26 protein-coding genes are annotated in these 24623 nt (G+C 68.4%); 9 read left to right on the top strand and 17 right to left on the bottom strand.

Annotation, left to right across the window (positions count from 1 at the left end):
* Positions 1 to 55: 55 nt before the first annotated feature.
* The 6 genes from LGM89_RS02770 to LGM89_RS02745 all read right to left on the bottom strand — a co-directional run bounded on the left by LGM89_RS02770 (position 56) and on the right by LGM89_RS02745 (position 5799).
* Positions 56 to 202 carry a hypothetical protein gene (locus LGM89_RS02770; RefSeq protein WP_166896045.1) on the bottom strand — a complete coding sequence of 49 codons (147 nt, stop codon included), beginning with the start codon at positions 200 to 202 and terminating at the stop codon, positions 56 to 58.
* 203 nt (positions 203 to 405) lie between these two features.
* Entirely contained in the window at positions 406 to 990 is a 585-nt protein-coding gene (locus LGM89_RS02765) for an NTP transferase domain-containing protein (protein WP_089496545.1), read from the bottom strand.
* A 103-nt stretch (positions 991 to 1093) separates the two neighbouring features.
* The gene (locus LGM89_RS02760; protein WP_089496546.1) at positions 1094 to 1813 is read right to left on the bottom strand and encodes a M15 family metallopeptidase; all 720 of its coding nucleotides are present in this window, start codon (positions 1811 to 1813) and stop codon (positions 1094 to 1096) included.
* Between the two features lie 291 nt (positions 1814 to 2104).
* Complete coding sequence (locus LGM89_RS02755) at positions 2105 to 2788, bottom strand: Fe2+-dependent dioxygenase (protein WP_089458582.1); 684 nt, start codon at positions 2786 to 2788, stop codon at positions 2105 to 2107.
* Complete coding sequence (locus LGM89_RS02750; RefSeq protein WP_226272214.1) at positions 2785 to 3552, bottom strand: tetratricopeptide repeat protein; 768 nt, start codon at positions 3550 to 3552, stop codon at positions 2785 to 2787. Before LGM89_RS02750 ends, LGM89_RS02755 begins: the two co-directional genes overlap by 4 nt.
* A gap of 3 nt (positions 3553 to 3555) precedes the next feature.
* Positions 3556 to 5799 (bottom strand): TonB-dependent receptor, encoded by a 2244-nt coding sequence (locus LGM89_RS02745; protein ID WP_226272213.1) that lies wholly within the window; start codon positions 5797 to 5799, stop codon positions 3556 to 3558.
* Between the two features lie 322 nt (positions 5800 to 6121).
* On the opposite strand from LGM89_RS02745, the gene LGM89_RS02740 reads away from it, so the two are divergent.
* Complete coding sequence (locus LGM89_RS02740; RefSeq protein ID WP_089448087.1) at positions 6122 to 6361, top strand: FitA-like ribbon-helix-helix domain-containing protein; 240 nt, start codon at positions 6122 to 6124, stop codon at positions 6359 to 6361.
* The gene (locus LGM89_RS02735; protein ID WP_089462315.1) at positions 6358 to 6777 is read left to right on the top strand and encodes a type II toxin-antitoxin system VapC family toxin; all 420 of its coding nucleotides are present in this window, start codon (positions 6358 to 6360) and stop codon (positions 6775 to 6777) included. The genes LGM89_RS02740 and LGM89_RS02735 overlap by 4 nt, the downstream gene beginning before the upstream one ends.
* A gap of 111 nt (positions 6778 to 6888) precedes the next feature.
* On the opposite strand, the gene LGM89_RS02730 is transcribed toward LGM89_RS02735, so the two are convergent.
* Positions 6889 to 8184 carry an aspartate carbamoyltransferase gene (locus tag LGM89_RS02730; RefSeq protein WP_089427078.1) on the bottom strand — a complete coding sequence of 432 codons (1296 nt, stop codon included), beginning with the start codon at positions 8182 to 8184 and terminating at the stop codon, positions 6889 to 6891.
* 233 nt (positions 8185 to 8417) lie between these two features.
* On the opposite strand from LGM89_RS02730, the gene LGM89_RS02725 reads away from it, so the two are divergent.
* On the top strand, positions 8418 to 8552 hold the full coding sequence (locus tag LGM89_RS02725) for an entericidin A/B family lipoprotein (RefSeq protein ID WP_006485835.1): 135 nt from the start codon (positions 8418 to 8420) through the stop codon (positions 8550 to 8552).
* Positions 8553 to 8651: 99 nt separating this feature from the next.
* Here the strand turns inward: LGM89_RS02725 and LGM89_RS02720 are convergent, their stop codons facing one another.
* The 3 genes from LGM89_RS02720 to LGM89_RS02710 form a co-directional block, all read right to left on the bottom strand.
* Positions 8652 to 9200, bottom strand: a complete 549-nt coding sequence (locus LGM89_RS02720) for a permease (protein ID WP_226272212.1) — start codon at positions 9198 to 9200, stop codon at positions 8652 to 8654.
* 208 nt (positions 9201 to 9408) lie between these two features.
* Positions 9409 to 10377, bottom strand: coding sequence for a DMT family transporter (locus LGM89_RS02715; RefSeq protein WP_226272211.1), 969 nt, complete (start codon positions 10375 to 10377; stop codon positions 9409 to 9411).
* A gap of 222 nt (positions 10378 to 10599) precedes the next feature.
* On the bottom strand, positions 10600 to 11394 hold the full coding sequence (locus LGM89_RS02710) for an AraC family transcriptional regulator (protein ID WP_226272210.1): 795 nt from the start codon (positions 11392 to 11394) through the stop codon (positions 10600 to 10602).
* 170 nt (positions 11395 to 11564) lie between these two features.
* Here LGM89_RS02710 and LGM89_RS02705 point away from each other — a divergent pair, with 170 nt between their 5' ends.
* Together LGM89_RS02705 and LGM89_RS02700 are read left to right on the top strand one after the other, a co-directional pair.
* Positions 11565 to 12398: a molybdenum cofactor biosynthesis F family protein gene (locus LGM89_RS02705; RefSeq protein ID WP_089496553.1), complete on the top strand. Its 834-nt coding sequence runs from the start codon at positions 11565 to 11567 to the stop codon at positions 12396 to 12398.
* Positions 12395 to 13204 (top strand): SDR family oxidoreductase, encoded by an 810-nt coding sequence (locus tag LGM89_RS02700; RefSeq protein ID WP_089496554.1) that lies wholly within the window; start codon positions 12395 to 12397, stop codon positions 13202 to 13204. Before LGM89_RS02705 ends, LGM89_RS02700 begins: the two co-directional genes overlap by 4 nt.
* A gap of 103 nt (positions 13205 to 13307) precedes the next feature.
* Here LGM89_RS02700 and LGM89_RS02695 read toward each other — a convergent pair whose 3' ends face one another.
* The 7 genes from LGM89_RS02695 to LGM89_RS02665 all read right to left on the bottom strand — a co-directional run bounded on the left by LGM89_RS02695 (position 13308) and on the right by LGM89_RS02665 (position 19734).
* The gene (locus LGM89_RS02695; protein ID WP_089496555.1) at positions 13308 to 13790 is read right to left on the bottom strand and encodes a cupin domain-containing protein; all 483 of its coding nucleotides are present in this window, start codon (positions 13788 to 13790) and stop codon (positions 13308 to 13310) included.
* Between the two features lie 346 nt (positions 13791 to 14136).
* Positions 14137 to 14829, bottom strand: a complete 693-nt coding sequence (locus tag LGM89_RS02690) for a dihydrodipicolinate reductase (RefSeq protein ID WP_226272209.1) — start codon at positions 14827 to 14829, stop codon at positions 14137 to 14139.
* 160 nt (positions 14830 to 14989) lie between these two features.
* Entirely contained in the window at positions 14990 to 15757 is a 768-nt protein-coding gene (locus LGM89_RS02685) for a DUF4410 domain-containing protein (protein ID WP_089496557.1), read from the bottom strand.
* A gap of 400 nt (positions 15758 to 16157) precedes the next feature.
* Entirely contained in the window at positions 16158 to 17504 is a 1347-nt protein-coding gene (locus LGM89_RS02680; RefSeq protein WP_089496558.1) for an ATP-binding protein, read from the bottom strand.
* Entirely contained in the window at positions 17504 to 18217 is a 714-nt protein-coding gene (locus LGM89_RS02675; RefSeq protein WP_089496559.1) for a response regulator, read from the bottom strand. Before LGM89_RS02675 ends, LGM89_RS02680 begins: the two co-directional genes overlap by 1 nt.
* Before the next feature lie 43 nt (positions 18218 to 18260).
* Entirely contained in the window at positions 18261 to 18566 is a 306-nt protein-coding gene (locus tag LGM89_RS02670; protein ID WP_089442017.1) for an EF-hand domain-containing protein, read from the bottom strand.
* Positions 18567 to 18660: 94 nt separating this feature from the next.
* A complete protein-coding gene (locus LGM89_RS02665) occupies positions 18661 to 19734 on the bottom strand; it encodes a hypothetical protein (RefSeq protein WP_226272208.1) in 1074 nt (357 codons plus the stop codon).
* An 851-nt stretch (positions 19735 to 20585) separates the two neighbouring features.
* Here LGM89_RS02665 and LGM89_RS02660 point away from each other — a divergent pair.
* From LGM89_RS02660 to creC, 4 genes are all read left to right on the top strand, one after another.
* Positions 20586 to 21494: a sterol desaturase family protein gene (locus LGM89_RS02660; protein ID WP_089496561.1), complete on the top strand. Its 909-nt coding sequence runs from the start codon at positions 20586 to 20588 to the stop codon at positions 21492 to 21494.
* 106 nt (positions 21495 to 21600) lie between these two features.
* Complete coding sequence (locus LGM89_RS02655) at positions 21601 to 22314, top strand: SDR family NAD(P)-dependent oxidoreductase (RefSeq protein ID WP_089496562.1); 714 nt, start codon at positions 21601 to 21603, stop codon at positions 22312 to 22314.
* Positions 22315 to 22404: 90 nt separating this feature from the next.
* Positions 22405 to 23121, top strand: coding sequence for a two-component system response regulator CreB (gene creB / locus LGM89_RS02650; RefSeq protein WP_226272207.1), 717 nt, complete (start codon positions 22405 to 22407; stop codon positions 23119 to 23121).
* 15 nt (positions 23122 to 23136) lie between these two features.
* Positions 23137 to 24588, top strand: coding sequence for a two-component system sensor histidine kinase CreC (creC, locus tag LGM89_RS02645; RefSeq protein ID WP_226272206.1), 1452 nt, complete (start codon positions 23137 to 23139; stop codon positions 24586 to 24588).
* Positions 24589 to 24623 lie beyond the last annotated feature (35 nt).

Genomic DNA, 24623 nt, shown 5'->3' with positions numbered 1-24623 from the left:
CGGCGATGGCGCATGACGACGGGAACCGCGCGGAGAAGGGGGGGTCGCCTTGCGGCTAGACCGGATCCTTGCTCGGCGGGCCGTCGGGTTGCTGCGGATTGTCGTGATGATGACCCGGCGACGGTGGCGACAACGGATCGTCTTCCGGGTCGCGGTTCGGGTCGGCCGGTGGCTCGGGCGTCGGGGTCGTGTGATCGGTCATGGAGAACTCGCGGAGTGCGTGACGGCGGTGGCGCGGCAGGGGCGCCTCGTCTCCGTTATAGCCAATCGGGTGCGCATTTGCAGCGGGATTGTGGCGGCGGGTGGCGTGTCGTCGGTGCAGGCCGCGGATGGGCGGGTTTCAGCAGGAGCCCGCTGGGCGCGGCGCTGGCGCTGCTTTGCACCGCGCGCTTGGTGCGATCCCGGTCAGCGCAAATCCGCCGGTGTATCGACGTCGCGCACGATGCCGGGGTCGTCGACGTCGAGCAGTTGCACCGGCGCGCTGGCGAACAGCGCGCGGGCGCCCGTGTCGCCGTCGAGCGCGGCGAGCGCATCGAAGTGGTGCGCGGCGAACCCGACCGGATGGCCGCGCACGCCGCGATGTGCGGGCGCGACGATCGACGCGTCGTCGGCGTCGAGCGCGCGCGTGACGGCTTCGTAGGTGGACGCCGCGATCCACGGCATGTCGCCGAGCGCGACGAGCCAGCCGTTCGCGTCGGGCGTCGCGCGCACCCCGGCCGCGAGGCTCGCGCCCATGCCGCGCACGGCGTCGGGCGCATAGACGACGTGGCAGCCGGCTTCGTTCAGCAGCATCGCGAGTTTTTCGGCACCGGGACGCACGATGGCGATCACGTCGGCCGTGGCCGCCGCGAGATGGCGGGCGGCCGCGACCGCCACCGGCGTGCCGTCGGGAAGCAGCGCGAGCAGCTTGCTGTGCAGGCCGCTCGGGTCGAAGCGCTGACCGAGGCCGCCCGCGAGGAGGACGCCGGTGGCGAGTGACGCATAGGACATCGGCGCGGGGGAGAGTGATGCAGGTGCTGCGATTGTGCGGGAGCGGGCAGGGATCGACAAGTGAGGATGTTACCGAGGCGGGCGCGTTTCGTCGGAAAGAATGTCAGCGTGAGGCTTCGTCGAGCATGTTTTCCTCGACGGGGCCGTAGATGGCGTGCGATTGATCGTGCATCGCGGCCCAATAGCGGTCGCCGAACGACCAATGCCACCATTCCGACGGGTAATTGGTGAGGCCGGCGCCCGCCAGCGCGGTGATCAGTACCTGACGGTTGCGGGCGGCTGCGCGGCTGATGAACGGGTTGTGCGTGTAGCACGCGCCGGAGGATTCCTGGTCGGTGGCATCGAGTACGCAACCCATGTCGAGCTCGATGCCATCCGCCGAGATCAGCGTCAGGTCGACGGCCGCGCCCGTCGGGTGCGCGGCGACTTCCGGCGGTGCGACGTAGTGGCTCGTCAGTGCGATCAGGGTGTCTTCGTCCGGCAACGGATTCAGCGTCCGCCGCAGATGCGCGAGATGCCCGGTGAAGTAGTGGCGCTGCAGGGCCAGCGGGCGATAGCCTTCCTTGACGTACAGGCGCAGGCCGGCGGGCAGCGTATGCGCGGCGGCGATCAGCCGGTCCGCCACGCCACGACGCACTTTCAGGAAATGCGGGCTCTTGTTTGAGACGTCGTCGGGGCTGGGAGCAACGGCGATACGCTCATGGAAACCTGCGAGATCGACAAACCCTTCGTGCGACTCCAGCAGGGTAATGGACCGGACAACGGGATCGGAGAGCGAAATCACGATAGTGGACGAAGTGGCGCAATGACGGTTGCGGGCCACGTCCGGCCGGCAGCAGGAAGCGCGGTTGCGCGAGGCCGGGTGCTCGTGGTCGATTTGGTCAGACGAATCGCCAATATGCCAGAGTCCGGCGGAGGATGTGTCGCGGTTTCCGCTGCGGGGGCGTGAGCCTCTTATCCTCGCGTATCGATGGTCGTGCCCGCGTGGACGCCGTCGTTTCGCGTGTCGTGTGGCGGCGCCTCCCAACCGCTTTCCTCGATTGGATCGACGGGACCGTCGTAGCGCACGACCGAGCCGCGCAATACGTCCAGCGGCTGCCTTGCATATCGTTGGTTATGCATCCGCCCACTTCCTCAACAGGTTGTGATAAATCCCCGTCAATGAAATGACCATCGGATCCTTCGCGCCTTTCTCCGCGGAAAGCGCCTGAATTTGCGTATCGAGCTGGAACAGCAGCGTGCGGTCGCCGTCGTCGCGCACCATGCTCTGGATCCAGAAGAACGACGCGACGCGCGCGCCGCGCGTCACGGGCGTGACGTGATGCAGGCTCGACGCCGGATACAGCACGAGGTCGCCCGCCGGCAGCTTTGCACGATGGGTGCCGTACGTATCCTCGACACACAGCTCGCCGCCGTCGTACGCATCGGGTTCTTCGAGAAACAGCGTCGCCGACAGGTCGCTGCGCACGCGGAAATCCGTGCCGCGCAGCAGCCGGATCGCGTTGTCGACGTGCGTGCCGAACGTCTCGCCGCCTTCGTAGCGATTGAACAGCGGCGGAAACACCTTGAGCGGCAGCGCCGCCGAGAAGAACAGCGGATGGCGTGCGAGCGCGTCCTGGATCGCGTCGCCCACCGCGCGTGCGGCCGGCGCGCCTTCCGGCAATTGCCGGTTGCGTTTCGCGAGCGCCGACTGCGTGCCGGACGTCGCATTGCCGTCGACCCATTCGGCCGCATCGAGCAGTTCGCGACATTGCGCGACCTGCGCTTTCGTCAGTACGCCGGGGATGTGAAGCATCATGATGCGGTGTCCATACAATGTGGCTGCGGCTGTGGTGGCAACTGCAGCGCCGCCGCACGAAACGCGTCGATCGGCGACGACGCGAGATACGCGCGCATCTTCGCGACGAACGCGGGGGTAGCAGAGGCCGGCACGCGTGCAAGCCACGCGAGCGCTTCGTCGACGCGCCCGCGCTCGGCGAGCAGCCGCGCAAGGTTGAACTGGCCGCGGAAGTCGCCGGCCACGGCGGCGCGTCGATAGTGGTCGAACGCGGCGTCGCGGTCGACCGGTACGACCCAGCCGTCCTCGTAAAAGCCGCCGATCAGATTGATCGATTTCGCATGGCCGAGTGCGGCCGCGCGCTGGAACCAGTCGAGTGCCTCGGCGCGATTCTCGTCGACGCCGTTACCGAGCGCGAGCGCCGTCGCGTAGTTGTACATGCCCCAGTCGAGCCCCGCCTGCGCGGCGAGCCGGTACCAGTACACGGCGACCGGCGCGCATGCGGCCGTGCCCCAGCCGAACTCATAGCAGCGGCCGAGCATGTTCATCGCCATCGCGTGGCCGGCGCGCGCCGCGTGCCGGAACCAGTTGAACGCGGCCGCCGGATCGCGCGCGACGCCATGTCCGTCGAGCAGGTATTGCCCGTAGACGGCCTGTGCATCGACGATGCCGTTGTCGGCCGCCGCCGCGACCCACGCGGCGGCGCGCTCGGCCGGCCCGGCCAGGATGTCGGCGAACTCACGCGGCGATACCGACGCGAGCGCCTTCAGCGACACGGCCTCCATCGATCAGTAGCGCGCGTTCAGCGTGACGAACGCCGAGCGGCCCGGTGCGATCGACGCGTAGTGCGCCGGATACGCCTGGTCGAAGTAGGTGCGGTTGAACAGGTTGTTCACGTTCAGTTGCAGGTCGAGCTTCTTGTTGATGCGGTACTGCGCCATCGCATCGAAGCGCCAGTACGACGGCACCGCGTGCTGGTTCGCGGGATCGCCGAACACCTGCGACATGTAGAACGCGCCGCCGCCGACGGTGAACTTCGGCGTCACGTCGTAGTTCGACCACATCGTGAAGCTGTGCTTCGGCGTGTTCGGGAAGCGGTTGCCGTTGTTCGCCGTGTCCTTGCCGTTGTCGCGCAGTTCGCTCTTCATGTACGTATAGCCGCCGAACAGCTGCCACTGCTTCGTGATCTGGCCCGCGACGCCGAGTTCGAGACCCTGCACGCGCTTGTTGCCGACCATCGCGTACTGGTTGTTCGGCAGCGTCACGCGCGCATTCGTCGTATCGATCTGGAACAGCGCGGCGGTCAGCGCGAGCTTGTCGTTCAGCACGTTCCACTTCGTGCCGAGCTCGATGCTGCGGTTCTTCTCCGGCGACAGCTGATCGGCGTTCGAGCCGACGCCGCCGCGGCCCGGCGTGAGCGACTGCGTTTCGCTGCCTTCGCCGAGCAGCATGCCGGCCGGCGTCGACGACGTCGCGTACGACGCATAGATGCTGCCGTTCTGCGCGGGCTTGAACACGAGGCCGGCCTGCCAGTTCACGAGCGTGTCGTCACGCGTGGTGGTCTTGCCGCCGTTGGCCTTGGTGTCGGTGAAGCGGGTCGAGTAGTCGTCGATGCGCACGCCGCCGTTGACCTGCCAGCGCGGCGTGATCTCGATCGTGTCGAAGCCGTAGATCGACTTCGTCACGGTGCGGGCATGCGCATAGTCGTTGTTGCGCGTGATCGAGCCGGCCCACGGGTCGTTCGGGTTCGGCGACCACAGGCTCGTGCAGTTGTAGCCCGACGCCGCGCCGATGCCGTTCTGGCAGATCTTGCCGTTCGCGGCGGCGACGTTGTACGTGTCGCGCTTGCCCCATTCGCGCGACAGCTCGATGCCAGTCGTGAAGCTGTGCTTGAACGGGCCGGTGCGGAATTCGCCGAACAGCTCGGTCTGGTTCGCGATGCTGTTGATCGCGCTGTTGCGGGTGTTCGCGCGCCGCCAGACCTTGCCGTTGACCACGTTGCCCTGGCTGTCGTCGGGCTGCGTCCAGATGTAGTCCTGCGTCGATTCCGTATAGCGCGTGGTGTTGCGGATCGTCAGCGACGACGTGAGGTCGTGCTCGATCTTCAGCGTGCTGATGTCCGACGTCGTCTTGCGGAAATCGCGGTTGGTCAGGCCGTAGAAGTTGTGGCGGTCGACGGGCGCCGGGCCGTCGGTGGCGACGCCTTTCGGGAGGTTGAAGCCGTAGTAGTACGGGATGCCGCCGTCGGGCAGGTCGTCCGTCTGCAGGTGGTAGTAGCTCGCGACGACCCGCGTCGACGTGCCGAGGCCGAACGCGATCGACGGTGCGACGCCCCAGCGCTCGTTGTTCACCGCGTCGCGGCCGGCGACGTCGTTGTTGTGGCTCATCAGGTTCAGGCGGAACGCGGCGTGGTCGGCGAACTGCCAGTTGCCGTCGGCCGTGAAGCGGCGATAGCGGTCGGTGCCGAGGCCCGCGCTCGCGGCGGCGGTGGTGCCGAGGTGCGGGGCCTTCGTGATCAGGTTGATGCTGCCGCCCGCGCCGCCGCGGCCGCCGTACGCACCGTCGGATCCCTTGGTGATCTCGATGCGCTCGGTGTTGAAGATCTCGCGCGTCGTCGCACCGGTGTCGCGCATGCCGTCGACGAACATGCTGCCCTGCGTGTCGTAGCCGCGGATGAACGGACGATCGCCGAGCGGGTTGCCGCCTTCGCCGGCGCCGAACGTGATGCCGGGTACGGTGCGCAGTGCTTCGGTCAGCGTCGACGCGCCGCTGTTCTGGATCAGTTCCTGCGGGATCACGGTGACGGACTTCGGCGTGTCGACGAGCGGCGCGGTGAATTTCGCGGAAGCGGAGAAGTCGGCCTTGTAGCTGTGCTCGGCCTTGCCCTGGACCTCGATCGGCGCGAGATGGCCTTCGGCGCCGGCCGGGGCGGGCGGCGGCGTGCCGTCCGTCGCGAAGGCCGGGCTTGCGGCGAGTACGCTGCACAGGGTGGTGAATTTACCGAGCTTCAGCTCGTCGGAACGTGACTTCATGGTGCGCTTCGACCTCGCGGTGTGGCCCCGGAGGCGGTGCGCTACGGAAGTGTGCATGCCGCCGGGAATTATTACGATTTGTTTTCAGGCGGCATTCTATGTAATTTTTTATTGAATGAGAAGCGTTCTTGTTAGCGTCGGTAAGGAAAGTGTCAACTAATGTGACAGGGTGGCGGTGGGGCGCACGGGGCAGTGTTGATGGCCGAAAGGCCAGCTGTGGCGGGCGTGTCTGGCGGGGTAGAGTGGTTCTGTCGCGGATCGCCCGCCATGACATCAAGGTGCTAATATGACTGCATTGAAAGCAAATGTAGTGAGGTGCATCATGCCTGTGATTACGGTTCGAAACCTGCCCGATGAAGTGCACCGTGCGCTTCGGATTCGTGCGGCCCAGCATGGGCGCAGCACCGAAGCCGAGGTGCGGGACATCCTCGAGCAGGCCGTTCTTCCGGGCGGCCGGCTCAAGCTGGGGACGCTGCTGGCGGAAATCGGACGGGAGGCGGGCGGTGTCGATTTCGACGCGCAGCGCGACAAGACGCTAACCGACCCGATGAGCTTCGAATGATCCTTGTTGATACGAACGTGATGTCCGAGCCGTTGCGGCGCGAGCCGAGCGCGGCCGTGATCGAGTGGCTCGATGCCCAGAACGTCGAAACGCTGTTTCTGGCTGCGATCAGTCTCGCCGAAATGCGCTTCGGCGTGGCGGCGTTGCCGGAAGGTCGCAGGCGCGACTGGCTTCATCAAAGCATCGAGCAGCGTGTCGTGCCGCTGTTTCGCGGTCGGATCCTGCCGTTCGACGAGGTGGCGACGAAAGCCTATGCCGGCATCCGCGCGCGGGCCCGTGCCGCGGGCACCGCGATCGCGCCCGCCGACTGCTTCATCGCCGCGACGGCCGAGGCGAACGGATTGATCATTGCGACGCGCGACGTCGCGCCATTCGAGGCGGTTGGCCTGCGGGTAATCGATCCGTGGGCGTCCTAGGCGCTGATTGCTCATCTGTTCACCGCGCAAAGAATAAAGCGCGCCGGGCTGCCCGGCGCGCTTTCCGTTGAACGTAGGGGCGCCTGACCGGCTCGCCCCCGCAGTTCCTTCTCAATCGACCCCGTGAAACACCGCATCCTCCGGCCCGAGATAGGCCGGCGGGCGCCACGTCGCGTCGCGCATCGAATGCTGGACGAGGTTCTCGACGCCGAGCAGCACCGCGAAGATCGCCATCCGCACCGGAATGCCGTTGTCGGTCTGGCGGAAGATCGCGAGGCGCGGGTCGCGGTTCAGGTCGACCGACAGGTCGTTCGCGCCGGGCCGGCTGTCGCGCGGCAGCGGGTGCATGATCAACGTGTCCGGCTTGCACACCGAATCGACGAGCGCCTGGTTGATCTGGAAATCCGGCGTGTAGCCTTCGAACGACTCGTCGGTGAAGCGCTCCTTCTGGATCCGCGTTGCATAGACGACGTCCGCGCCGCGCAGCCCGGCTGCGAGATCGGTCGTCTGCTCGATCACATGGCCGTTCGTCGCGATCTGGTCGACGATGTAGGCCGGCATCTCGAGCGTCGGCGGCGACACGAGCGTGAACTTGAGCCCGCGGTACAGCGCGAGCAGCTTGACGAGCGAGTGCACGGTGCGGCCGTACTTGAGGTCGCCCACCAGCGCGATGTGCGCGCCGTCGACGATCTTGCCGAGCCGCGAGAACTCGCGCTGGATCGTATAGAGATCGAGCAGCGCCTGGCTCGGGTGCTCGCCGGGGCCGTCGCCGCCGTTGATCACGGGCAGGTTGGTCGCGCGCGCGAACTCGGCCACCGAGCCTTTCTCCGGATGGCGGATCACGAGCGCGTCGACATAGCCGGCCATCACGCGGCTCGTGTCGTAGATCGATTCGCCCTTGGCCATCGACGAGAACGTGAAGCCCGTCGTGTCGCACACCGAACCGCCGAGCCGGCAGAAGGCGGCGCCGAACGACACGCGCGTACGCGTGCTGGCCTCGAAGAACAGGTTGCCGAGCACCGCGCCTTCCAGCACGCGCGAAATCTTGTGGCGGCGCGCGATGGGCTGCATCACGTCGGCCACGCGAAACAGCGCCTCGACCGATTCCCGCGAGAACTGGTCGACCGACAGCAGTTGCGGCTTTCCCTCGAAAAAGAACTGCTTGGCCAGCCCCTGATTATCTACGCTTTGCGTATAGTTGCCGCCTTCCGGTACCGAGCGCTCGACGATTTCCGACACGAAGCGTTCGACGATCTCGGGCATCCCGCGCGATTCCTGCGAATCGTCGGGCAGAAGCCAGGTATCCAGCGCGCGCCGGCTCACACCGATGCGGCTGGCGAACGCTTCGCGCGTCATGTTGAGGCGGCGCATGGCGTCGCGGAGGAAGGCTTGCTGGGGGACGGTCATCGGCGGCTCCTGACGAGAAATATACGCGGTGCGTATATTAGTTCCTCGCGTGTTGAAGTCAAGGAAAATCTGCGCGAACCGGCTGTGTGGCCCGCGTGACAAGCGGCGGGTTCGGACTGGCGCACGGCGGCCGTCTCCGTATAATCAGGTCAGGCCCCGTGCCCGGCATCTTGCCGGGCGCGACGCCGCAAACGATTCGCCCGTCGGGCTTGTTGATTCCAAGGAGAATGAGAATGACGCGTACGATTGCTGCAATGCTGCTGGTGGTGACCGCCGCGCTCGCCGGTTGCAACACGGTCGCCGGTGTGGGGCAGGACATTTCGAAGGGTGGCCAGGCGATCAGCGATTCGGCTGAAAAGGCCAAGTAAGCCGACCGGTTCCGGAATGCAGAAGGCGCCGGGCCGTCCCGCGATTGCGGGGCGGCCCGGCGCCTTTTTTCTTGCGGCCGGCGTTCGATGCCGGTGGCGTCAGGCGTGCTCGACGAACGCGTAACGGCCTTCGACCTTGCGCGGCGTGAACCAGCCGTAGTCGGGGAACAGGCGGTTGCGGACGAACCAGACATAGCCCACCAGCAGGATCGTGATCGCGAGGCTCGGTAGCGCGGTCGACGGATCGCGTCCGAGCGCGGCGATGGTCTTCGGCACCTGCAGCAGCGACAGCAGGATGAACGCGTGGTACGCGCCGACACGATGGGTTGCAAAGCCCCAGATGAACAGCAGCGACAGTGGCACGGTCAGCGCGAGGAACACCAGCACGAGGCCGTTGCCGGCGCCGGTGGCGAAGAAGTAGTACGCGAGCATGAGGCTGATCGCGAGTTGGGCGACGCCGAGCGCGACCAGGATCCGGATGTGCAGCTTGTTCTGGCGGCAGCGTTCGGGATCGGGGTGCGACGCGATCAGGTGCGCAAGCACACGATCCTTGAGTCCTTGTCCGGACAGTTCGGCCAATGCGTCGGCCTTCCTCGTTCCCGCGGACAGCAGCACCGCGATTCTTGTTTTGGCTTCCTTCCTGTTCATTGCGTGGCGGATTGTTGTTCGATGGTTGTCAAAGGTCCCGGCCACGCGAATATTGCATCTTGCGGGGTGGTGCGCAACGGTTTTGCGGTGCGCGGACACATTCCTACAGTTGTCGGCCGCACGGGGGAAACGCGAGGATCGACCGGTTGAATGGCGGGGCCGAGCCGCCGCCGTTTCCGCAACGGCACAACGGCGCGAGGAGCGCGAGTCAGTCGGTGGCTGTTTGCGCGGCGGGCGCGGGGCGGGACGGTCGATCCGGATTTGCCGGGTGCGTATCGCGTACTTCGGCTGGCGGTTCGCGTCGCCGCGTCGCGCCGACGACCATGCCGGCGACGACGAGCGCGATACCCGCGATACGCGTGCCGCTGAGCGTTTCGCCAAATAGCGCGACCGCGAACAGCACCGCCGAGACCGGCGCGACCGCCGTGAACAGCGCGGCCTCGGTTCCGCTCGTGCGTGCCGAGCCCGCATACCAGCACAGGTAGCCGAGCACGGTCGGCACCAGCGCGTAGTAGGCGATCGCCGACACCGCGTCGACGGTCCAGCCGGTCGCCACCGCGTGCCATTCGAACGCGGCGGGCACGAGGGCGAGCACGAAGCCGAGGCCGGACATCGCGGTGGACAGCGCCAGCGGCGGCAACGGTGCGGCCAGCCGCCGGTTGAGCAGGATGAATACGGCCTCGCAGGCGACGGCGGCCAGCACCAGCGCGTCGCCGGCGAGCGTGCGGAGCGACGGCAGGGCCTGGCCGGGCGCGAACGTGACGAACAGCACGCCGGCCGTTGCGAGCGCGGCGGCCACCCAGTCGCGCGGCGTCTGCCGCTCGCGCAGCACGACGGCCGCGATCAGCGTCGACATCGCGGGCAGCGTGCCGAGCATCACGCCCGCGTCGAGCGGCGACGACAGCTTCGTGCCGCAGATCAGCAGCACCGTATAACCGACGCCGCCCGCCGCCGCCTGGATGACGAGCAGCACGGAGTCGCGCGTGGAGAGGCGTGGCCAGCGCATGCGCTGCGCGCGCATCAGCGCGAACAGCAGCGGTGTCGCGATCAGGAAGCGCAGCGCGGTAGCCGCGAACGGCGGCAGGCCGCCGGCCGCGAGACGGCTCGCGATGACGGTGCTGCCGACGCCCGCCATGGCGGCGGCGAGATAGAGATAGCCGATCAGTCGTGTCTTCATGCGCCGCATCGTCGCGTACGGCGGCCGTGCGCGTCTTGAACGAAATTGCAGCGCGCGCGGGCGTGTCGAATACGGCGCGCGCGATTCGGCATGCTCGGACGACAGGGGGGCGACAGTCACCGCGAGCAGCGCATGGCGCGGCGTGCCGTCGCAGTTGTCGATGTGGGCGCAGCCTTCGAGGTCGGTATGTTCGGCGACGGGCCCCGCAGGATGGCAGCGGCGTCAAGCGGCCTGCGTGAACCGCCCCGGCGTGATCCCGAACTGGCGCGCGAACGCACGCGTCAAATGGCTTTGATCGGCAAAGCCGGCTTCGGCCGCGGCATCGGCGATCGGCAAGCCGCTGGCCAGCAGCGCGCGCGCCAGCCGCGCACGCGACTGGATCAGGTACGCGTGCGGTGTGATGCCGACTTCGCGGGCAAACCCGCGCAGCAGCTGGAAGCGGCTGACGCCGCTCAGGTCGGCCAGCTCGGCGAGCGAAACGGGCGCGGCCGGCGCCGCGTCGAGCCGCTCCCGGGCGAGGCGGATCGCCGGTGCGACGCCCGCCGCCGGCAGCGTGCGGTTCGCATGCCGGGCAAGCAGCCCGGCGACGAGCATTACGAGCGCTTCGTCGCGGGCGAGCGGCTGGGATTGCCCGGCGACGATACGCGCATGCAGCTGGCCGACAGCGGCCGTGAGCCGCACATCGCGCACCGCCGGATGCGCCAGTTCGACGCCGCCGAAGCCTTCTTCCGCCGCCACCCCCGCGACCAGCGCGGGTGCGAGGTACAGCATCCGCCAGCGCCGGCCCGTACCGGCCTCGATCGGCGAGCCGTCGTGCATCTCGCCCGGGTTGACCATGATCGCGTCGCCGGCCAGTGCGTCGACCTGCCCGCGACCGCTCCACGACCGGTGCGCGCCGCTGACGATCACACCGACCCCGAATTCGTCGTGCGCGTGGCGCGGAAACGCACGGTCGGATTCGAGGCTGATTGCCTCGATGCCTTCGTCGGTCCGTCGGTAATGAGTGACGCGGTGCATGTGGGCTCCTCGCGCCGGGCGCGGCGCGGATGTCGTGCACTTTAGCGCGTTCCGGCGCCGCGCGCCCTTCATCCTTTTGGCCGATACCGCGCGGCGCGCGCAGCCCGCACCATGTGCACATGAGCAGCGTACACGGCCCGCCGGGCCTGAAGCTGCGCGGGAGACGGCAGGTGGAACGACAGGATCCGGTATTCATTCAGGTTGGCGCGCTCGCGGACGGCTTCGCGCCGGAAGCGAACATCCTCGCATCCGTCGACGCGCTCGCCGGGCGGACGCTTGCGCTCGGCGACGCATCGGGCGCGTGGCGCGTCTATACGTTCGAGCCCGGCGCACTGCAGTGGCGCGATGCGGCGACCGACACGGGCGGTCGCGAGCCGTGCCGCGTGACGCGGCTGCGCGACGGGCTGTACTTCGTCGACTACATCGATTCGGCCGCCCGCGCGACGTCGGTCAGCCTCGTGATCGATCTCGACAACGGCGTATGGACGTCGGTCGTCGGCGCGCTGCCGACCGAAGCCGACACGCGCATCGACGCGTTCACACGGGTTGCGCGCGGGCTGCCGCTGACGGGCGTCGAGGCCGAGTTCCGGCACGGCACGCTCGGCGGCCACACGCAGCCGGGGCCGTTGCACGGGCCCACGCGCGAGCTGATCGGCAAGCGGACGATGTATCGCTATAGCCCGACCGAATGCTACGAGCACATCTACCTGAACGAGAATTTCTACGCGTGGCAGTGCCTGCAGGGTGTCGAAGGCGGGCTGGCCGATGTCGACCGCTGTCATTACTTCAGGATTGCGGACGAACTGTATCTGTTCGTTTGGCGAGAAAAGGTGGTGCCGACGCTCGGCGTCGTCCTGATCGACCTCGCGCAGCGCAAGACCGACGGCAAGATCTTCGGCTATCAGGGCGGCGATTTCGGCACGCTGTCGAGCTTCCCCGTCGGCGCGCACGCGCAGGTGCTCAACGAAACCGTGCATCCGCTCGGCGGCGAGGCGCAGCGATGAATGCCGTGCCGGGCAGCGGCCGCCTGCGGGCGGATTTCAGCGGGCGCGTCGTGCTCGTCACGGGCGCCGCGCAGGGGATCGGCGCGGCGATTGCATGCCGATTCGCGGAATCCGACGCGTTCGTCGCGCTTGCCGACCTGAACGGCGAGGCGGCCGCCGCGCAGGCCGATGCGCTCGCGAGCACGGGCGGCGAGGCGCGCGCCTATCGGGTGGATGCCGCCAGCCGCGACGAACTGGGCGCACTGGTCGCGGCGGTCGAGCGCGACGGTGGCCGGCTCGATGTGGTCGTCCACAATGCCGCGTATTTTCCGCTGACGCCGTTCACGCAGATCGACGAGCCGACGCTCGACCGGACGCTGTCGGTCAACCTGTCGGCGCTGTTCTGGCTCGCGCAGGCTGCGCTACCCGCATTCGAGCGCGCGGGAGCGGGGCGGCTGCTCGTCACGTCGTCGGTGACGGGGCCGCGCGTCGTGTACCCGGGGCTCGCGCATTACGCGGCGTCGAAGGCCGGCGTGAACGGCTTCATTCGTGCGGCCGCGCTGGAGCTCGCGCGCCGCAACGTGACGGTGAACGGCGTCGAGCCGGGCATGATTCGCACGCCGGCGGCCGGCAATCTCGGCGACGCGTCGGTCGCCGCGCAGATCGCGCGTGACATTCCGCTCGCGCGGATGGGCGAACCGGAAGATATCGCGAACGCGATGCTGTTTCTCGCGTCGGCGGATGCCGCGTACATCACGGGGCAGACGATCGTCGTCGACGGCGGTGCGACGTTGCCCGAGAGCGGGGCGGTGCTTGGCAGTGAGTGACGGTGGACGCGGTAACGACCGGTGAAACACGGCGGTTTCGGCGGCCCGCTGCGAGTTCGCACCGCAGGCTCGGCGGGTTCCGTCGGGTGAATCTGCACAGGCGTCAGTCCGGCATCCCGTTGTGGTCTCCGAGCGGCCTGTCGGGCCAGTCCACCCAGCGGTCCGCGCGGGTCAGCTCATACGCCTCGTTCATCGGGTAGCGGATGCGGTTGTCGTCGCGCGGACGTTCACCGATCACCATCAGCCTGACCTCGTCCTTCGTGTTGTTGATGAAGGTGTGGCAGATGCCGGTGCCCGCCGGAAACGCGACGGAATCGCCTTCGGCAACGGGGTGAAGCACGCCGTCGATCCAGACGTCGGGCTTGCCCTCGAGCACGTACACAAATTCCTGCTCGGTGCTTTCGGCATGCGGATAGGACGTCCGTCGGCCGGGCAGAAGCCTGACGTGATGAATGCCGATACGCGTGATGCCGAGCGCGGCGGAAAGCGGTGCGTCCAGCGCCATCGGCTCGGTATCGCCGCGATAGCAATGCGCGTCCGGTTCTTCGAGTTCGGTCCAGTGCTTGATGAAATCGGGTCGGGGCATCGGTTGCACTCCTGTCGGGGAGAGGTCGAGGGGAGCGGTTCAGGCGCCGGCGTTAGCGGTGACTCGCACCCCATCTCGGCGAATGAACCTCGGCCGGTAACTTACCAGCGAATGCGGCAGGACGATTGCGCGTCGAATTTCGCGAGCGGCCGTGGCGGCGAAGCCGGCTGGCGTGATCTTGAACGCCGGCCATGCGGGACGTCAGGCGCGGTCGGCGGCGGCCCGGATGTTGCGGCTCGGGCGGTCGACGACCTCCACGGAAGTCGGCACCGAACCTTGTCTTGCGTTGAGCGAAAACGTCTGCGACCTGCGATGCGCGCATGCCGCCCGCCGCGCATCGCCGCGACTACAGCCAACCGTTGCGGATGAATTCGACGATCGAATAGCGGCGGCACTCGAGATCGTGCAGCCGAACAGCGTCGACGATGCGCGACACGCCATCGGCGTAAGGTGTCGCGCCCACCACGCGCGATTCGAACTGCAGGCTGCACGCGCCGTCGTCGATGCGGATCCGGTGAATCGCGTGGCGGCCGAGCTGATCGTCGGCGACCGCGAATTCGCTGCGCTGCACGTCCGGGTCGCGCACGGAGCGGATGTCTTCCGGCCGCACGCCGAGCGACTGGCCGATCCCGACGGCCGTGCCGGGGACGGACGTCTTGCCGGCCTGGTGCGACTCCGTCAGGCTGATCCGGCAGTCGTGAAACAGGTGGCCGCTGGTTTCCAGCATGCTCATGAACTTGAGCATCAGGATGTTCGTGTTCGGACACAGCACGACCGGGAAAGCGTGCGAGCCGGTTTCGAGCTCGGAGCCGGTCGACAGCTCGACGAGTGGCGATCCGGTGGCCGCGCAGAACGCGATCACGGCGGGGAGTTCGCGGCCGGAACCGGCATGCACGACGATCGTTCGGGCGTCGCTGCGCTGCGCATCGTCGCGCGCGCTGTCCGACCAGGGGATCACGCGGCAGGTGGCCGGGTCGAGCCGGTGCGCGTCGAGCAGTTCGCTGGCCAGCTTGCCGGTTCCTACGACGAGTACTTGCATGACATTCACGGATTGAAGTTCAGGATTCGGGACGGGCCATGATGCGGGCCGTCGGGTGGCTCGGCACGGTCGCGGCGCGTGGCGCCGGACCGGCCTCGCGCATTATGCCCGGCCGCTCGCCTGCGTGCCCGTCGGGCCTCGCAGGCGGCGGCCCGGTGCGTCAGCTCGCCGACACCGTCGGCAGCCACGCATTTGCCGCGTTCTGCGTCGCGAGTTGTTTCGCGATCGAGCGCGCGAGGCGGTCCGTATCGGACGCCACCGTGTCGTGCTTCACTTCCGACACGCCATGCAGGCCGGCGCCAACCGCTGCCGACGTCGCGAGGCGGCCGGCCGCCGCGCCGACCCCGGCGGTTTCCACCATGCCGGGCAGGTGGCCGCTGTTCGCGCTGGACGAGAACGTGCCGAGCGGCTGCGGCGCGCCATGCGCCGGCTGGAACAGCACGGTGACCGACGCCTTCACTTCGCTCTTGCCCGCGCCGAGCCCGATCAGCGTGCGGCGGCGGCGGTTGCCCGCGTCGATCGACTCGAACCGGCCTTCGACGACCAGCGCGTCGCGTCCGTCCGGCACCGGGCCGCGCAGCGCGGGGATGCCTTGCGACCGGAGTTCGCGCACGAGTGCGTCGGCGAGCTGCTCGCGAGTTTTCAGCGCGCTCTGCTGGCGCTGCACGTCGGCGGACGATCCGCTCGCGAGGGGCGCGATCTTGCTGATCATCCCGCCGTCGACCTTGACGTCGGTCGTGTCCACGTCGAACGTGGATACATACACGACGTCCGCATGAACCTGCGGCTGCGTGCGAGTTGCCGGCGCGGCGGTCATGGATGTAGTCGCGGTCGATGCGCAGCCGGTCATCGCGAGGGTGCCGGCGATCAGCGCGACACTGGTCAGACGTTTGGCGTGGGCGGCAAGTGCGTGAAGGGAAGAAAACATGTCGATCTCCGTGGCCTGGATGAGGTTGCCGATACTGTCGCGGCATTCAGGAACGCGAACGATCGGAAGCGGGGCGTGATCGCTGGCAGGGGGAGCGTTTTCATGCCGTTGCGCAACACGCAGGCGCAAGTATGCGGAGGTCGGGCGTGATGCGCCACGCAGGAATTATGTCGGCGCATGTCACGTGCCGTGGTGCGCGGATACGCGAGGTCGCGTGGCTGGGAGGCGGACAGGTAGACAGTCGTGCAAAAGGCCAGACGGCAGACGGTCAGACGGCCATGCCACACACGGCAGACGGCAGGCAGCAGGTAGACGGCAGAAGGCAGCAGAAGCCAAAAGCCAAAAGCCAAAAGCCAAAAGCCAAAAGCCAAAAGCCAAAAGCCAAAAGCCAAACAACCCCTCAGACCGACATCGACCGCCGCACCGCCCCCGCCGAATCAAGCGGCAGCGCAACGACCGCCTCCAGCCCGCCGCCATCCCGGTCGCGGAACGCCAGCGATCCGCCGTGCAGGCGGGCGATCCGCTCGACGATCGCGAGTCCGAGGCCCGTGCCGCCCGCATGACTGCGCGCGTTCGCGCCCCGGCTGAACGGCGCCTTGAGCCGTTCGAGTTCGGCCGCGCCGATACCGTTGCCGCGATCGCTGACCACCGCATACGCGATGCCGCGCTCGGTCCACGTACGCACGCCAAGGCCGGTCTTGCCATAGACGACCGCGTTCTGCATCAGGTTCATCAGCAGCCGCATCAGGCTGATCGGACGGAACGCGAACGCGGGCACCTCGCCTTCGTCGAAGTCGAATTCATGGCCGAGCCCCGCGAAATCCGCGACGAGCTGGCCGATCAGCGCATTCAGGTCGCCGGTTTGCGGCGTTTCGCGCTCGCCGCTGCCCGCGTAGTCCATGAATTGCTGCAGGATCGTATCGATCTGGTCGAGGTAATGCTCGGTCGACGTGGTGAGCGCGTCGTGCGTGCCGCGCGGCAGCGCCATCGCGATCGCCAGGCGCAGTTTGGTGAGCGGCGTGCGGATGTCGTGCGACACGCCGGCCAGCATCAGCGAGCGAGTCGCTTCCGCCTGTTGCAGCGCGTCGGCCATCTGATTGAACGCGCGGCTCACATCGGCGATTTCGGTCGGGCCGTCGGTGGGCAGCGGCGGCGGGCGCTCGCCCGCGCTGACGCGCTGCGCCGCGCGTGCCAGCGCATCGAGCGGCCGGTTAAGGTGGAGCTGGATCAGGTAGCCGGTCAGCGCCGCGAGCAGCGCCAGCCCGACCGACAGCACGAGCGCCGTCGTGATGCCGCTCGCCTGCGCGTCGGCGGCCATCGGCAGCGGCACCCACACGGGCGAGCCGGCCACGTGCAGGCGGATCCACAGGCGTTCGTCGTCGCCCGATTGCCAGCGCGCGGGGAGGTCGGGCGGCAGGTGGCGTTCGAGCGCCTGCATGAACACGTCGCGCTGCCAGGTGCGGAAGAAGGCCGCCGGGTTCGGCGTTTGCGGCGGTGCGGCGGGCGGCAAGGCAGCCTGGCCGCCGAACTGCGCGATGACCGTGCGGCCGGCGTCGGGCGGCAGGGCGGCGAGCGTGCGGTCGAGCAACTGCACGTAGTCGGAGAAGACGATCGAGGCCCGCTCGATGCGTGGACGCTGCACGTAGTGCAGCAGCACGGTGAGCGAACAGACGAGCGACAGCGCGACGAGCGCCACCAGCAGCGCGATGTTGCGCGCAAGCAGCGAGCGCGGCAGCGGGATGCGCATCACGACTCGATGCCGGCCACCAGCATGTAGCCGATGCCCCAGACGGTCTTGATGAAGCGCGGCTTGCCGGGGTCGTCCTCGACGATCTGGCGCAGCCGCAGGATCTGCACGTCGACGCTGCGGTCGAGTGCGTCATGGTCGCGGCCGCGCGCGCGGGCGAGCAGGTTCTCGCGGCTCACCGCGCGATTCGGCGACGAGCCGAGCGCGTGCAACAGCAGCATCTGCGCCGAATGGATTTCCACGGGTGTGCCGTCGCGCATCAGCGTCTGCTGGCCGACGTCGAACGTGAATGCGCCGAACCGCAACCGCTGCGACGTGACCGTCGGCTCGCCGGCCGCCATCTTCTGTCGCCGCAGCAGCGCGCGGACGCGGGCCACGAGTTCGTCGGGGAGAAACGGCTTCGCCAGGTAATCGTCGGCGCCCGTCTCGAGGCCGACGACCTTGTCCGCGGCGTCGCCTTTCGCGGTGAGCATCAGGATCGGCAGCGTCTGGCCTTCGGCGCGCAGGCGCCGGCACACGCTCAGGCCGTCCTCGGGCTCCATCATCAGGTCGAGCACCAGCAGGTCGTATGGTTCGCGCTGCAGCAGGCGGTCGAGCCGCTTGCCGTCGGCGACCGCGCGCACCTGGAAGCCGTGGCCGCTCAGGAAGCGCTGCAGCATGTTGCGCAGCTCGGCTTCGTCGTCGAGCACGACGATCCTGCAGGACTGTTCCATCGCTTGCCTCCCGGTGCGTGCGCGGCCGGATCGTCGTGCGGGCTCAACGGGCCGCCATGCGCTGGCGCATGAAGCCGGCGAGCTGCTCGAGCGTGACGTAGCCGTTGTGCTGCGTGTCGATTTCGTCGAAATGCTGCGCGACCATCGGCATGCCCGCGGCCGCCTGTTCGCGGGTCAGCTTGCCGTCGTGCGTCGTGTTCGCGCTGGCGAAGCGGGTCTGCAACTGCATCAGCGCACGTTCGACGCGCGCACCGCCGTTCGCCGCGCCGGGCGGCATCTGCTGGGCCGACGCTGCTGCTGAGACGATACACAAAACGACGACGGCAATCATCTTCTTGATGGACTTCATGGGGTTTCTCCTTGCGTGGCCGACGGTCTGCGCCGGCCGGGTGGTTGATGAAACGGATGGAAAACGAAACGAAGCGAAACGAAGCGCGTCCGGGTTACGCCCAGTGCGCAGGCACCCACACGCGGCCGGCCCAGTGGGCGGGCACCCAGATGACGGCGCGCGGCGGATGAGCGACATACACGGCGCGCGGGGCGACGTACACGGAGCGCGGCAGCGGCGGCGCGAGGTACAGGACCTTCGGCGGCGGCGGCGCGACGTAGACGACGCGCGGCGCGGGCGTGACGACGACGGCCTTCGGCGCCGCAATACGCACGACCTTCGGCGGGGGCGGCGTGACGATGACGGCGGGCGGAGGCGGCGGAGGCGTCACCACGACGGCAGCCGCTGCGGGTGCCGCGACAGCGACGGTGGCGACGGGCGGCGGGGCCGTCACGACCACGGCAGCAGGCGCGGGCGCCACGACGGGCACCGGCACCGGGACAGGAACCGGAACCGTCCCGCCGGCCACGACGACCGTGCCGCCCGCCGTCGTGCTGCCGTGGATCACGGCCGTGCCACCGGTCGACACCGTGCCGCCGTGCACGACCGTCGAGCCGCCCGACGTCGTCACGACACCCGGCGCCACGCGCGTCGCGCTGCCGGAATGCGTGACGGTTCCACCGTCGGTGCCCGTCACGGTGCCCGAGCGCGAGCAGGTCGAGCCCGCGCAATTCGTCGATGCCGTGTGGCTGGCCGTGTTGCCGTTCGCGCCCGTGATCGTGCCGCTCGACGAATACTGGCCCGGGCCGTTGCGCGTCACGCTGCCCGACGTCGTGGCGCTGCGGCCGTCCGAGCCCGTCAGCGAACCGGTGTGCGAGCAGGTGCCGCCCGCGCAGCTCGTGTCGCCGCTGTGTTCGACCGAGCGCCCGTTCGGGCCGACGGCCGTGCCGCTGTTCGAGAACTGGCCGGGCGCGGTGCGCGTGACGGTGCCCGTGTTGGTCGCGATACCGCCGCCGGGGCCGATTACGCCACCCGCATGCGAGCAGCTGCCGCCGCCGCACGAGCCGGCGTGCGCGCCGTTGTAGGGGCCGCGCGGCGTGTACGCGGTGCCGTGGCCGGACCAGCCGGCGAAGGCCGGCGCGCAGGCGAGGGTGAGAGCGGTGGCGGTGACGAGGAAGCGGGTTTTCATCGGGTGTCCTTGCGGTTCGTTTCGGTGCACGCAGTGGCGTGGCGACGGGACGAACTTTAGGGCGATGACACGCGCTCGTCGCGTCATAAAAGATGTCGCGGTGTTACACGTGGCGTGCTGATTCGAAGTACGACGAATGCGTGTGCCGGCCGCGCCGATCGCGGGCATGCCGCGCCGGGCAAGGCTGTCGGCGATGCAATTGCGTGAGAGCAGGGTGGCGTGGCAGGGGGGGCGAACCTGTCTTGCGCAGCGCGCAAATGTGTCGCGGCGACATGCGGCGACATATTTGCCGGCCGATTCATGCATGCATTGCGGTGACTCGCGCGAACCGAACGCGGGCGGTGCGCCACGTACGACCGGAACCGGCTTCTCCTTCCTGAAGCCGTAATCGCATGCCGTCCGACGAATCGGCTTCCGATCGGCACCTGTCTCATGCATGTGTCGCGCAGCCGCATCCGTCGCTGCAGCTTGCGTGCAGCGTCGACCGGTTTCGGCGCGACAGGCGGCGATACATTGCTCGCCGGACATGCAAGCGCGCACGCACGAGCGGGTCGGTTTTCAATCCACGAGCGCACGCGAGTGCCGCTTACCGCCCGAACGCATTTCACCGCGACATGCGGTGACACATTTCCCACATGACACACGAACGCGCAGCTCGAAATCCGCCCCGCTCCAGCCCGCAAGCGCCTTCGCTCGCCACACCTCACCCGAGCGCCTTCCCCCACGACATACGGCGACATATTTCCCGCGTGGCCTTTCCGTTCCGCGCCCACTACAGTGCGTTCCATTCGACGCGATGGCAGCCCGTGCCGCCGATGACGCGTCCGACTCAACCGGAGGAAAGGTCCATCATGCTCACCACCACAGGAAAGCTCGCGTACTACGTCACGCTCTTCATCGTCGCCGTCTCGCTCGTCGAGGCGGCCGTGCTCACCTGGCGCCGCGCCCGCGGGCCGGAACCGTTCGACTGGAACGAGGTGTGGCTGTCGCTCGCCGATCTCGCGGGCCGCAAGCTGCTCGCGCTGGTGCCGCTGTCGCTCGCCACGCCGCTGTTCGACCTCGCGTGGGCGCATCGGCTCTTCACGATCCCGCTGCACAGCGTTGCACTCGCGCTGCTCGTGTTCGTCGGCCAGGAGTTCTGCTACTACTGGTATCACCGCGCGTCGCACCGCGTGCGGTTCTTCTGGTCGACCCATGCGGTGCATCATTCGCCGAACCAGTTGACGCTGTCGTCCGCGTTTCGCCTCGGCTGGACCGGCAAGATCGCCGGCGCCGCGATGTTCTTCACGCCGCTCGTGTGGCTCGGCGTGCGTCCGGAAGCCGTGCTCGCGATCCTGTCGTTCAACCTGATGTACCAGTTCTGGCTGCACAACACGTGGATGCCGAAGCTCGGCTGGCTCGAAACCGTGTTCAACACGCCGTCCGCGCACCGCGTGCACCACGCGTCGAACCTCGACTATCTCGATGCGAACTACGGCGGCGTGCTGGTCGTGTTCGACCGGCTGTTCGGCACCTACGTCGCCGAGCGCGCCGACGAGCCGTGCCGTTTCGGCCTCGTCACGCCGACCCGCTCGCGCAACCCGTTCGTCGTCGAGCTCGAGCATTGGGCGAGCCTTGCCCGCGACGTCGCAACCGCCCGCGACGTGTGGACCGCGATCCGCTTCGTGCTGCTGCCGCCGGGCTGGCGCCCGGACAACCAGGGCGAAACGACGGAAGAACTGCGCCGTCGCAGCCTCGTCGCGGTGCGCACGGATGCGTGAACGGCGCTACCCTGTGGCACATTGCCGGCCGCGCACGCATGCCGCGGCCGGCATCGCTCATGCAACACACATCATCAAGCAACCCTCGATCCAGGAGAAAACATCGATGGAACACGATTTCAAAGGCAAGGCAGTCGCGATCACCGGCGGATTCGGTCACCTGGGCATCGCGACGGCCGCGTGGCTCGGCGCGCGCGGCGCACGCGTCGCGCTGATCGGCCGCGGCGCGGCCCCGGCGGCGCAGGCGCTGCCCGGCGTGCCGGCCGACGCGCTGCGCATCGGCGGCATCGATCTCGTCGATCCGCAGGCCGCCGCGCAGGCGCTCGACACCGTGCAGCGCGAATTCGGCCGGGTCGATGCGCTGCTGAACATCGCGGGCGCGTTCGTGTGGCAGACGATCGCCGACGGCGACGCCGCCACATGGGACCGCATGTACGAACTGAACGTGAAGACCGCGCTGAACGCATCGAAGGCCGCGCTGCCGCACCTGCTGGCGAACCCGGCCGGGCGCATCGTCAACATCGGCGCGGGCGCGGCGTTCAAGGCCGGCACGGGGATGGGCGCCTACGCGGCCGCGAAGGCCGGCGTCGCGCGGCTCACCGAGGCGCTGGCGGCCGAACTGCTCGACCGCGGCGTGACGGTGAACGCGATCCTGCCGAGCATCATCGATACGCCGCCGAACCGCGCCGACATGCCGGACGCGGATTTCACGCGCTGGGTGAAGCCGGAGCAGATCGCGGCGACGATCGGCTTCCTGCTGTCGGCCGACGCGCAAGCGATCACCGGCGCGTCGATTCCGGTGACCGGCCGCGTGGCATAGCGCGGCAGGGCAAGGGCAAGGCGGGGGCTCGCGCCACGGCCGGCCGTGCGTACAATGTCGCACCGGATTGCGCGAGCCCAGCCTGAGACCATGCATCAGCCCACTATCCTGATCGTCGAAGATGAAGTGGCGATCGCGGACACGATCATCTATGCCCTCGGCACCGACGGCATGCAGACCGTCCACTGCATGCTCGGCCAGGTGGCGCTCGACCACCTGCGCGACACGCGCGTCGATCTCGTGGTGCTCGACGTCGGCCTGCCGGATCTCAGCGGCTTCGAGGTGTGTCGGCGGCTGCGCACGTTCTCCGACGTGCCGGTGATCTTCCTCACCGCGCGGCACGATGAAATCGACCGGATCGTCGGGCTCGAGATCGGCGCCGACGATTACGTGGTCAAGCCGTTTTCGCCGCGCGAACTGGCGGCGCGGGTGCGCGTGATCCTGCGGCGGTTCTACCGGACGGCCGCGCCCGAATCGATCCCCACGCCTGCACCGGTACCCGCACCAGCCGAGACAACCGCACCGGGTTTCACACTCGACACCGACGGCGCCCGCGTAGCGTGGCTCGGCCACGCACTGGACCTCACGCGCTACGAGTTCGGGCTGCTGGCGCTGCTGGTCCGGCATCCGGGGCGCATCTATTCGCGCGAACAGCTAATGGACCTCGTGTGGCACGAGGCCTTCGATTCGGCCGACCGCACGGTCGACACCCACATCAAGACGTTGCGCGCGAAGCTGCGCGCGATCGATCCCGAGCGCGACCCGATCCGCACGCATCGCGGGATGGGTTATTCGCTGCAACCGTAACGACCGGCTCCGCCCATGCATATCGGCCTGCGCATCTTCTTCGGCTTTTTCCTGATCGTCGGCCTGGCCGCGCTGATCACGCTGCGCGTGTTCGTGCAGGAGGTGAAGCCGGGCGTGCGCGAGGCGATGGAGGACACGCTCGTCGATACCGCGCAAGTACTCGCGACGCTGGCCGCCGACGACATGGCGAACGGCCACATCGCCAACGGCGCGTTCGCGCGGCAACTGTCGAATCTGCACGAACGCCCGATCAGCGCGAACGTGTGGGGCGTGCAGAAGAACACGATCGGCTACCGCCTCTACATCACCGACGCGCACGGCATCGTGCGCTACGACTCGTCCGGCCGCGCGGTCGGGCAGGACTATTCGCGCTGGAACGACGTGTACCGGACGCTGCGCGGCGAGTACGGCGCGCGCAGCACGCGCAGCGATCCGAACGACGACAGCAGCACCGTGATGCACGTGGCGGCGCCGATCCGGCACGGCAACGCGATCATCGGCGTGCTGACGATCGCGAAGCCGAACCAGACGGTCGCACCGTTCATCGCGCGCAGCCAGCGCAAGATCATGCTGTACGGCGCATTGCTGATGGGCGGGGCGATCCTGATCGGCGTGGCCTGCACGTGGTGGCTGGTGGTCGGGCTGCGGCGCCTGCAGCGCTATGCGCGCGCGATCGCGGCGGGCGAGCGCGCCGACATGCCGCTGCAGGGCGCGAGCGAGCTGGCCGAGCTCGGGCGCGCGGTGGAAAGCATGCATCAGCGGCTGGAGGATCGGCAGTACGTCGAAACCTACATCCACACGCTCACGCACGAGATGAAGAGCCCGCTGGCCGCGATCAGCGGCGCGGCCGAACTGCTGCAGGAGGAGATGCCGGTGGCGAACCGGCGGCGCTTCACCGAGAACATCCGCCGCCAGGCCGGCCGCCTCGAACAGATGATCCGCAAGCTGCTCGCGCTCGCCGAAGTCGAGCAGAAGCAGCGCCTGTCGGTGCGCGAACCGGTCGCGCTGCGGCCGGTGCTCGAACAGCTCGTCGACGATATCGAGCCGCGCGCGCGGCAGCGCGGCGTGAACCTCGCGATCGACGCGCACGACGCGGCCGATCCGGCCGTGGTCGAAGGCGATCCGTTCCTGCTGCGCCAGGCGCTCGGCAACCTGCTCGACAACGCGCTGGATTTCGCGCCGCAGGGCAGCACGATCCGCATCGCGCTCGAACGGCAGCCGGCGGGCAGGGCGCACGTCGCGGTCGTGCGCGTGGCCGACGACGGCCCCGGCGTGCCCGACTACGCACTGGCGCGCGTGTTCGAGCGCTTCTATTCGCTGCCGCGCCCCGACGGCCAGGATCGCAGCACGGGCCTCGGGCTGTGTTTCGTCCGCGAGGTCGCGATGCTGCACCGCGGCCAGGTCGCGCTCGCGAACCGCGACGAAGGCGGCGCATGCGCGACGCTCACGTTGCCGTCGGCGGGCTGAACACCCTTCAACTTCACGTTCGCCACACCTTCGCT

This window comes from Burkholderia sp. AU31624, from assembly GCF_020420065.1.
Lineage (GTDB): Bacteria > Pseudomonadota > Gammaproteobacteria > Burkholderiales > Burkholderiaceae > Burkholderia.
Note: the sequence above shows the minus strand (reverse complement) of the source record. Positions and strands in the feature narration are given on the sequence as shown.

Bases quoted from the DNA above. Each gene is read 5' to 3' on its own strand.
- LGM89_RS02660 (WP_089496561.1), top strand. From the start codon at position 20,586: ATGCTCACCACCACAGGAAAGCTCGCGTACTACGTCACGCTCTTCATC.
- LGM89_RS02695 (WP_089496555.1), bottom strand. From the start codon at position 13,790: ATGCCCCGACCCGATTTCATCAAGCACTGGACCGAACTCGAAGAACCG.
- LGM89_RS02765 (WP_089496545.1), bottom strand. From the start codon at position 990: ATGTCCTATGCGTCACTCGCCACCGGCGTCCTCCTCGCGGGCGGCCTC.
- LGM89_RS02725 (WP_006485835.1), top strand. From the start codon at position 8,418: ATGACGCGTACGATTGCTGCAATGCTGCTGGTGGTGACCGCCGCGCTC.
- creC (WP_226272206.1), top strand. From the start codon at position 23,137: ATGCATATCGGCCTGCGCATCTTCTTCGGCTTTTTCCTGATCGTCGGC.
- LGM89_RS02720 (WP_226272212.1), bottom strand. From the start codon at position 9,200: ATGAACAGGAAGGAAGCCAAAACAAGAATCGCGGTGCTGCTGTCCGCG.
- LGM89_RS02700 (WP_089496554.1), top strand. From the start codon at position 12,395: ATGAATGCCGTGCCGGGCAGCGGCCGCCTGCGGGCGGATTTCAGCGGG.
- LGM89_RS02745 (WP_226272213.1), bottom strand. From the start codon at position 5,799: ATGAAGTCACGTTCCGACGAGCTGAAGCTCGGTAAATTCACCACCCTG.
- LGM89_RS02690 (WP_226272209.1), bottom strand. From the start codon at position 14,829: ATGCAAGTACTCGTCGTAGGAACCGGCAAGCTGGCCAGCGAACTGCTC.
- LGM89_RS02680 (WP_089496558.1), bottom strand. From the start codon at position 17,504: ATGCGCATCCCGCTGCCGCGCTCGCTGCTTGCGCGCAACATCGCGCTG.
- LGM89_RS02715 (WP_226272211.1), bottom strand. From the start codon at position 10,377: ATGAAGACACGACTGATCGGCTATCTCTATCTCGCCGCCGCCATGGCG.
- LGM89_RS02710 (WP_226272210.1), bottom strand. From the start codon at position 11,394: ATGCACCGCGTCACTCATTACCGACGGACCGACGAAGGCATCGAGGCA.
- LGM89_RS02685 (WP_089496557.1), bottom strand. From the start codon at position 15,757: ATGTTTTCTTCCCTTCACGCACTTGCCGCCCACGCCAAACGTCTGACC.
- LGM89_RS02740 (WP_089448087.1), top strand. From the start codon at position 6,122: ATGCCTGTGATTACGGTTCGAAACCTGCCCGATGAAGTGCACCGTGCG.
- LGM89_RS02750 (WP_226272214.1), bottom strand. From the start codon at position 3,552: ATGGAGGCCGTGTCGCTGAAGGCGCTCGCGTCGGTATCGCCGCGTGAG.
- LGM89_RS02735 (WP_089462315.1), top strand. From the start codon at position 6,358: ATGATCCTTGTTGATACGAACGTGATGTCCGAGCCGTTGCGGCGCGAG.
- LGM89_RS02675 (WP_089496559.1), bottom strand. From the start codon at position 18,217: ATGGAACAGTCCTGCAGGATCGTCGTGCTCGACGACGAAGCCGAGCTG.
- LGM89_RS02770 (WP_166896045.1), bottom strand. From the start codon at position 202: ATGACCGATCACACGACCCCGACGCCCGAGCCACCGGCCGACCCGAAC.
- LGM89_RS02665 (WP_226272208.1), bottom strand. From the start codon at position 19,734: ATGAAAACCCGCTTCCTCGTCACCGCCACCGCTCTCACCCTCGCCTGC.
- LGM89_RS02655 (WP_089496562.1), top strand. From the start codon at position 21,601: ATGGAACACGATTTCAAAGGCAAGGCAGTCGCGATCACCGGCGGATTC.
- LGM89_RS02730 (WP_089427078.1), bottom strand. From the start codon at position 8,184: ATGACCGTCCCCCAGCAAGCCTTCCTCCGCGACGCCATGCGCCGCCTC.
- creB (WP_226272207.1), top strand. From the start codon at position 22,405: ATGCATCAGCCCACTATCCTGATCGTCGAAGATGAAGTGGCGATCGCG.
- LGM89_RS02670 (WP_089442017.1), bottom strand. From the start codon at position 18,566: ATGAAGTCCATCAAGAAGATGATTGCCGTCGTCGTTTTGTGTATCGTC.
- LGM89_RS02755 (WP_089458582.1), bottom strand. From the start codon at position 2,788: ATGATGCTTCACATCCCCGGCGTACTGACGAAAGCGCAGGTCGCGCAA.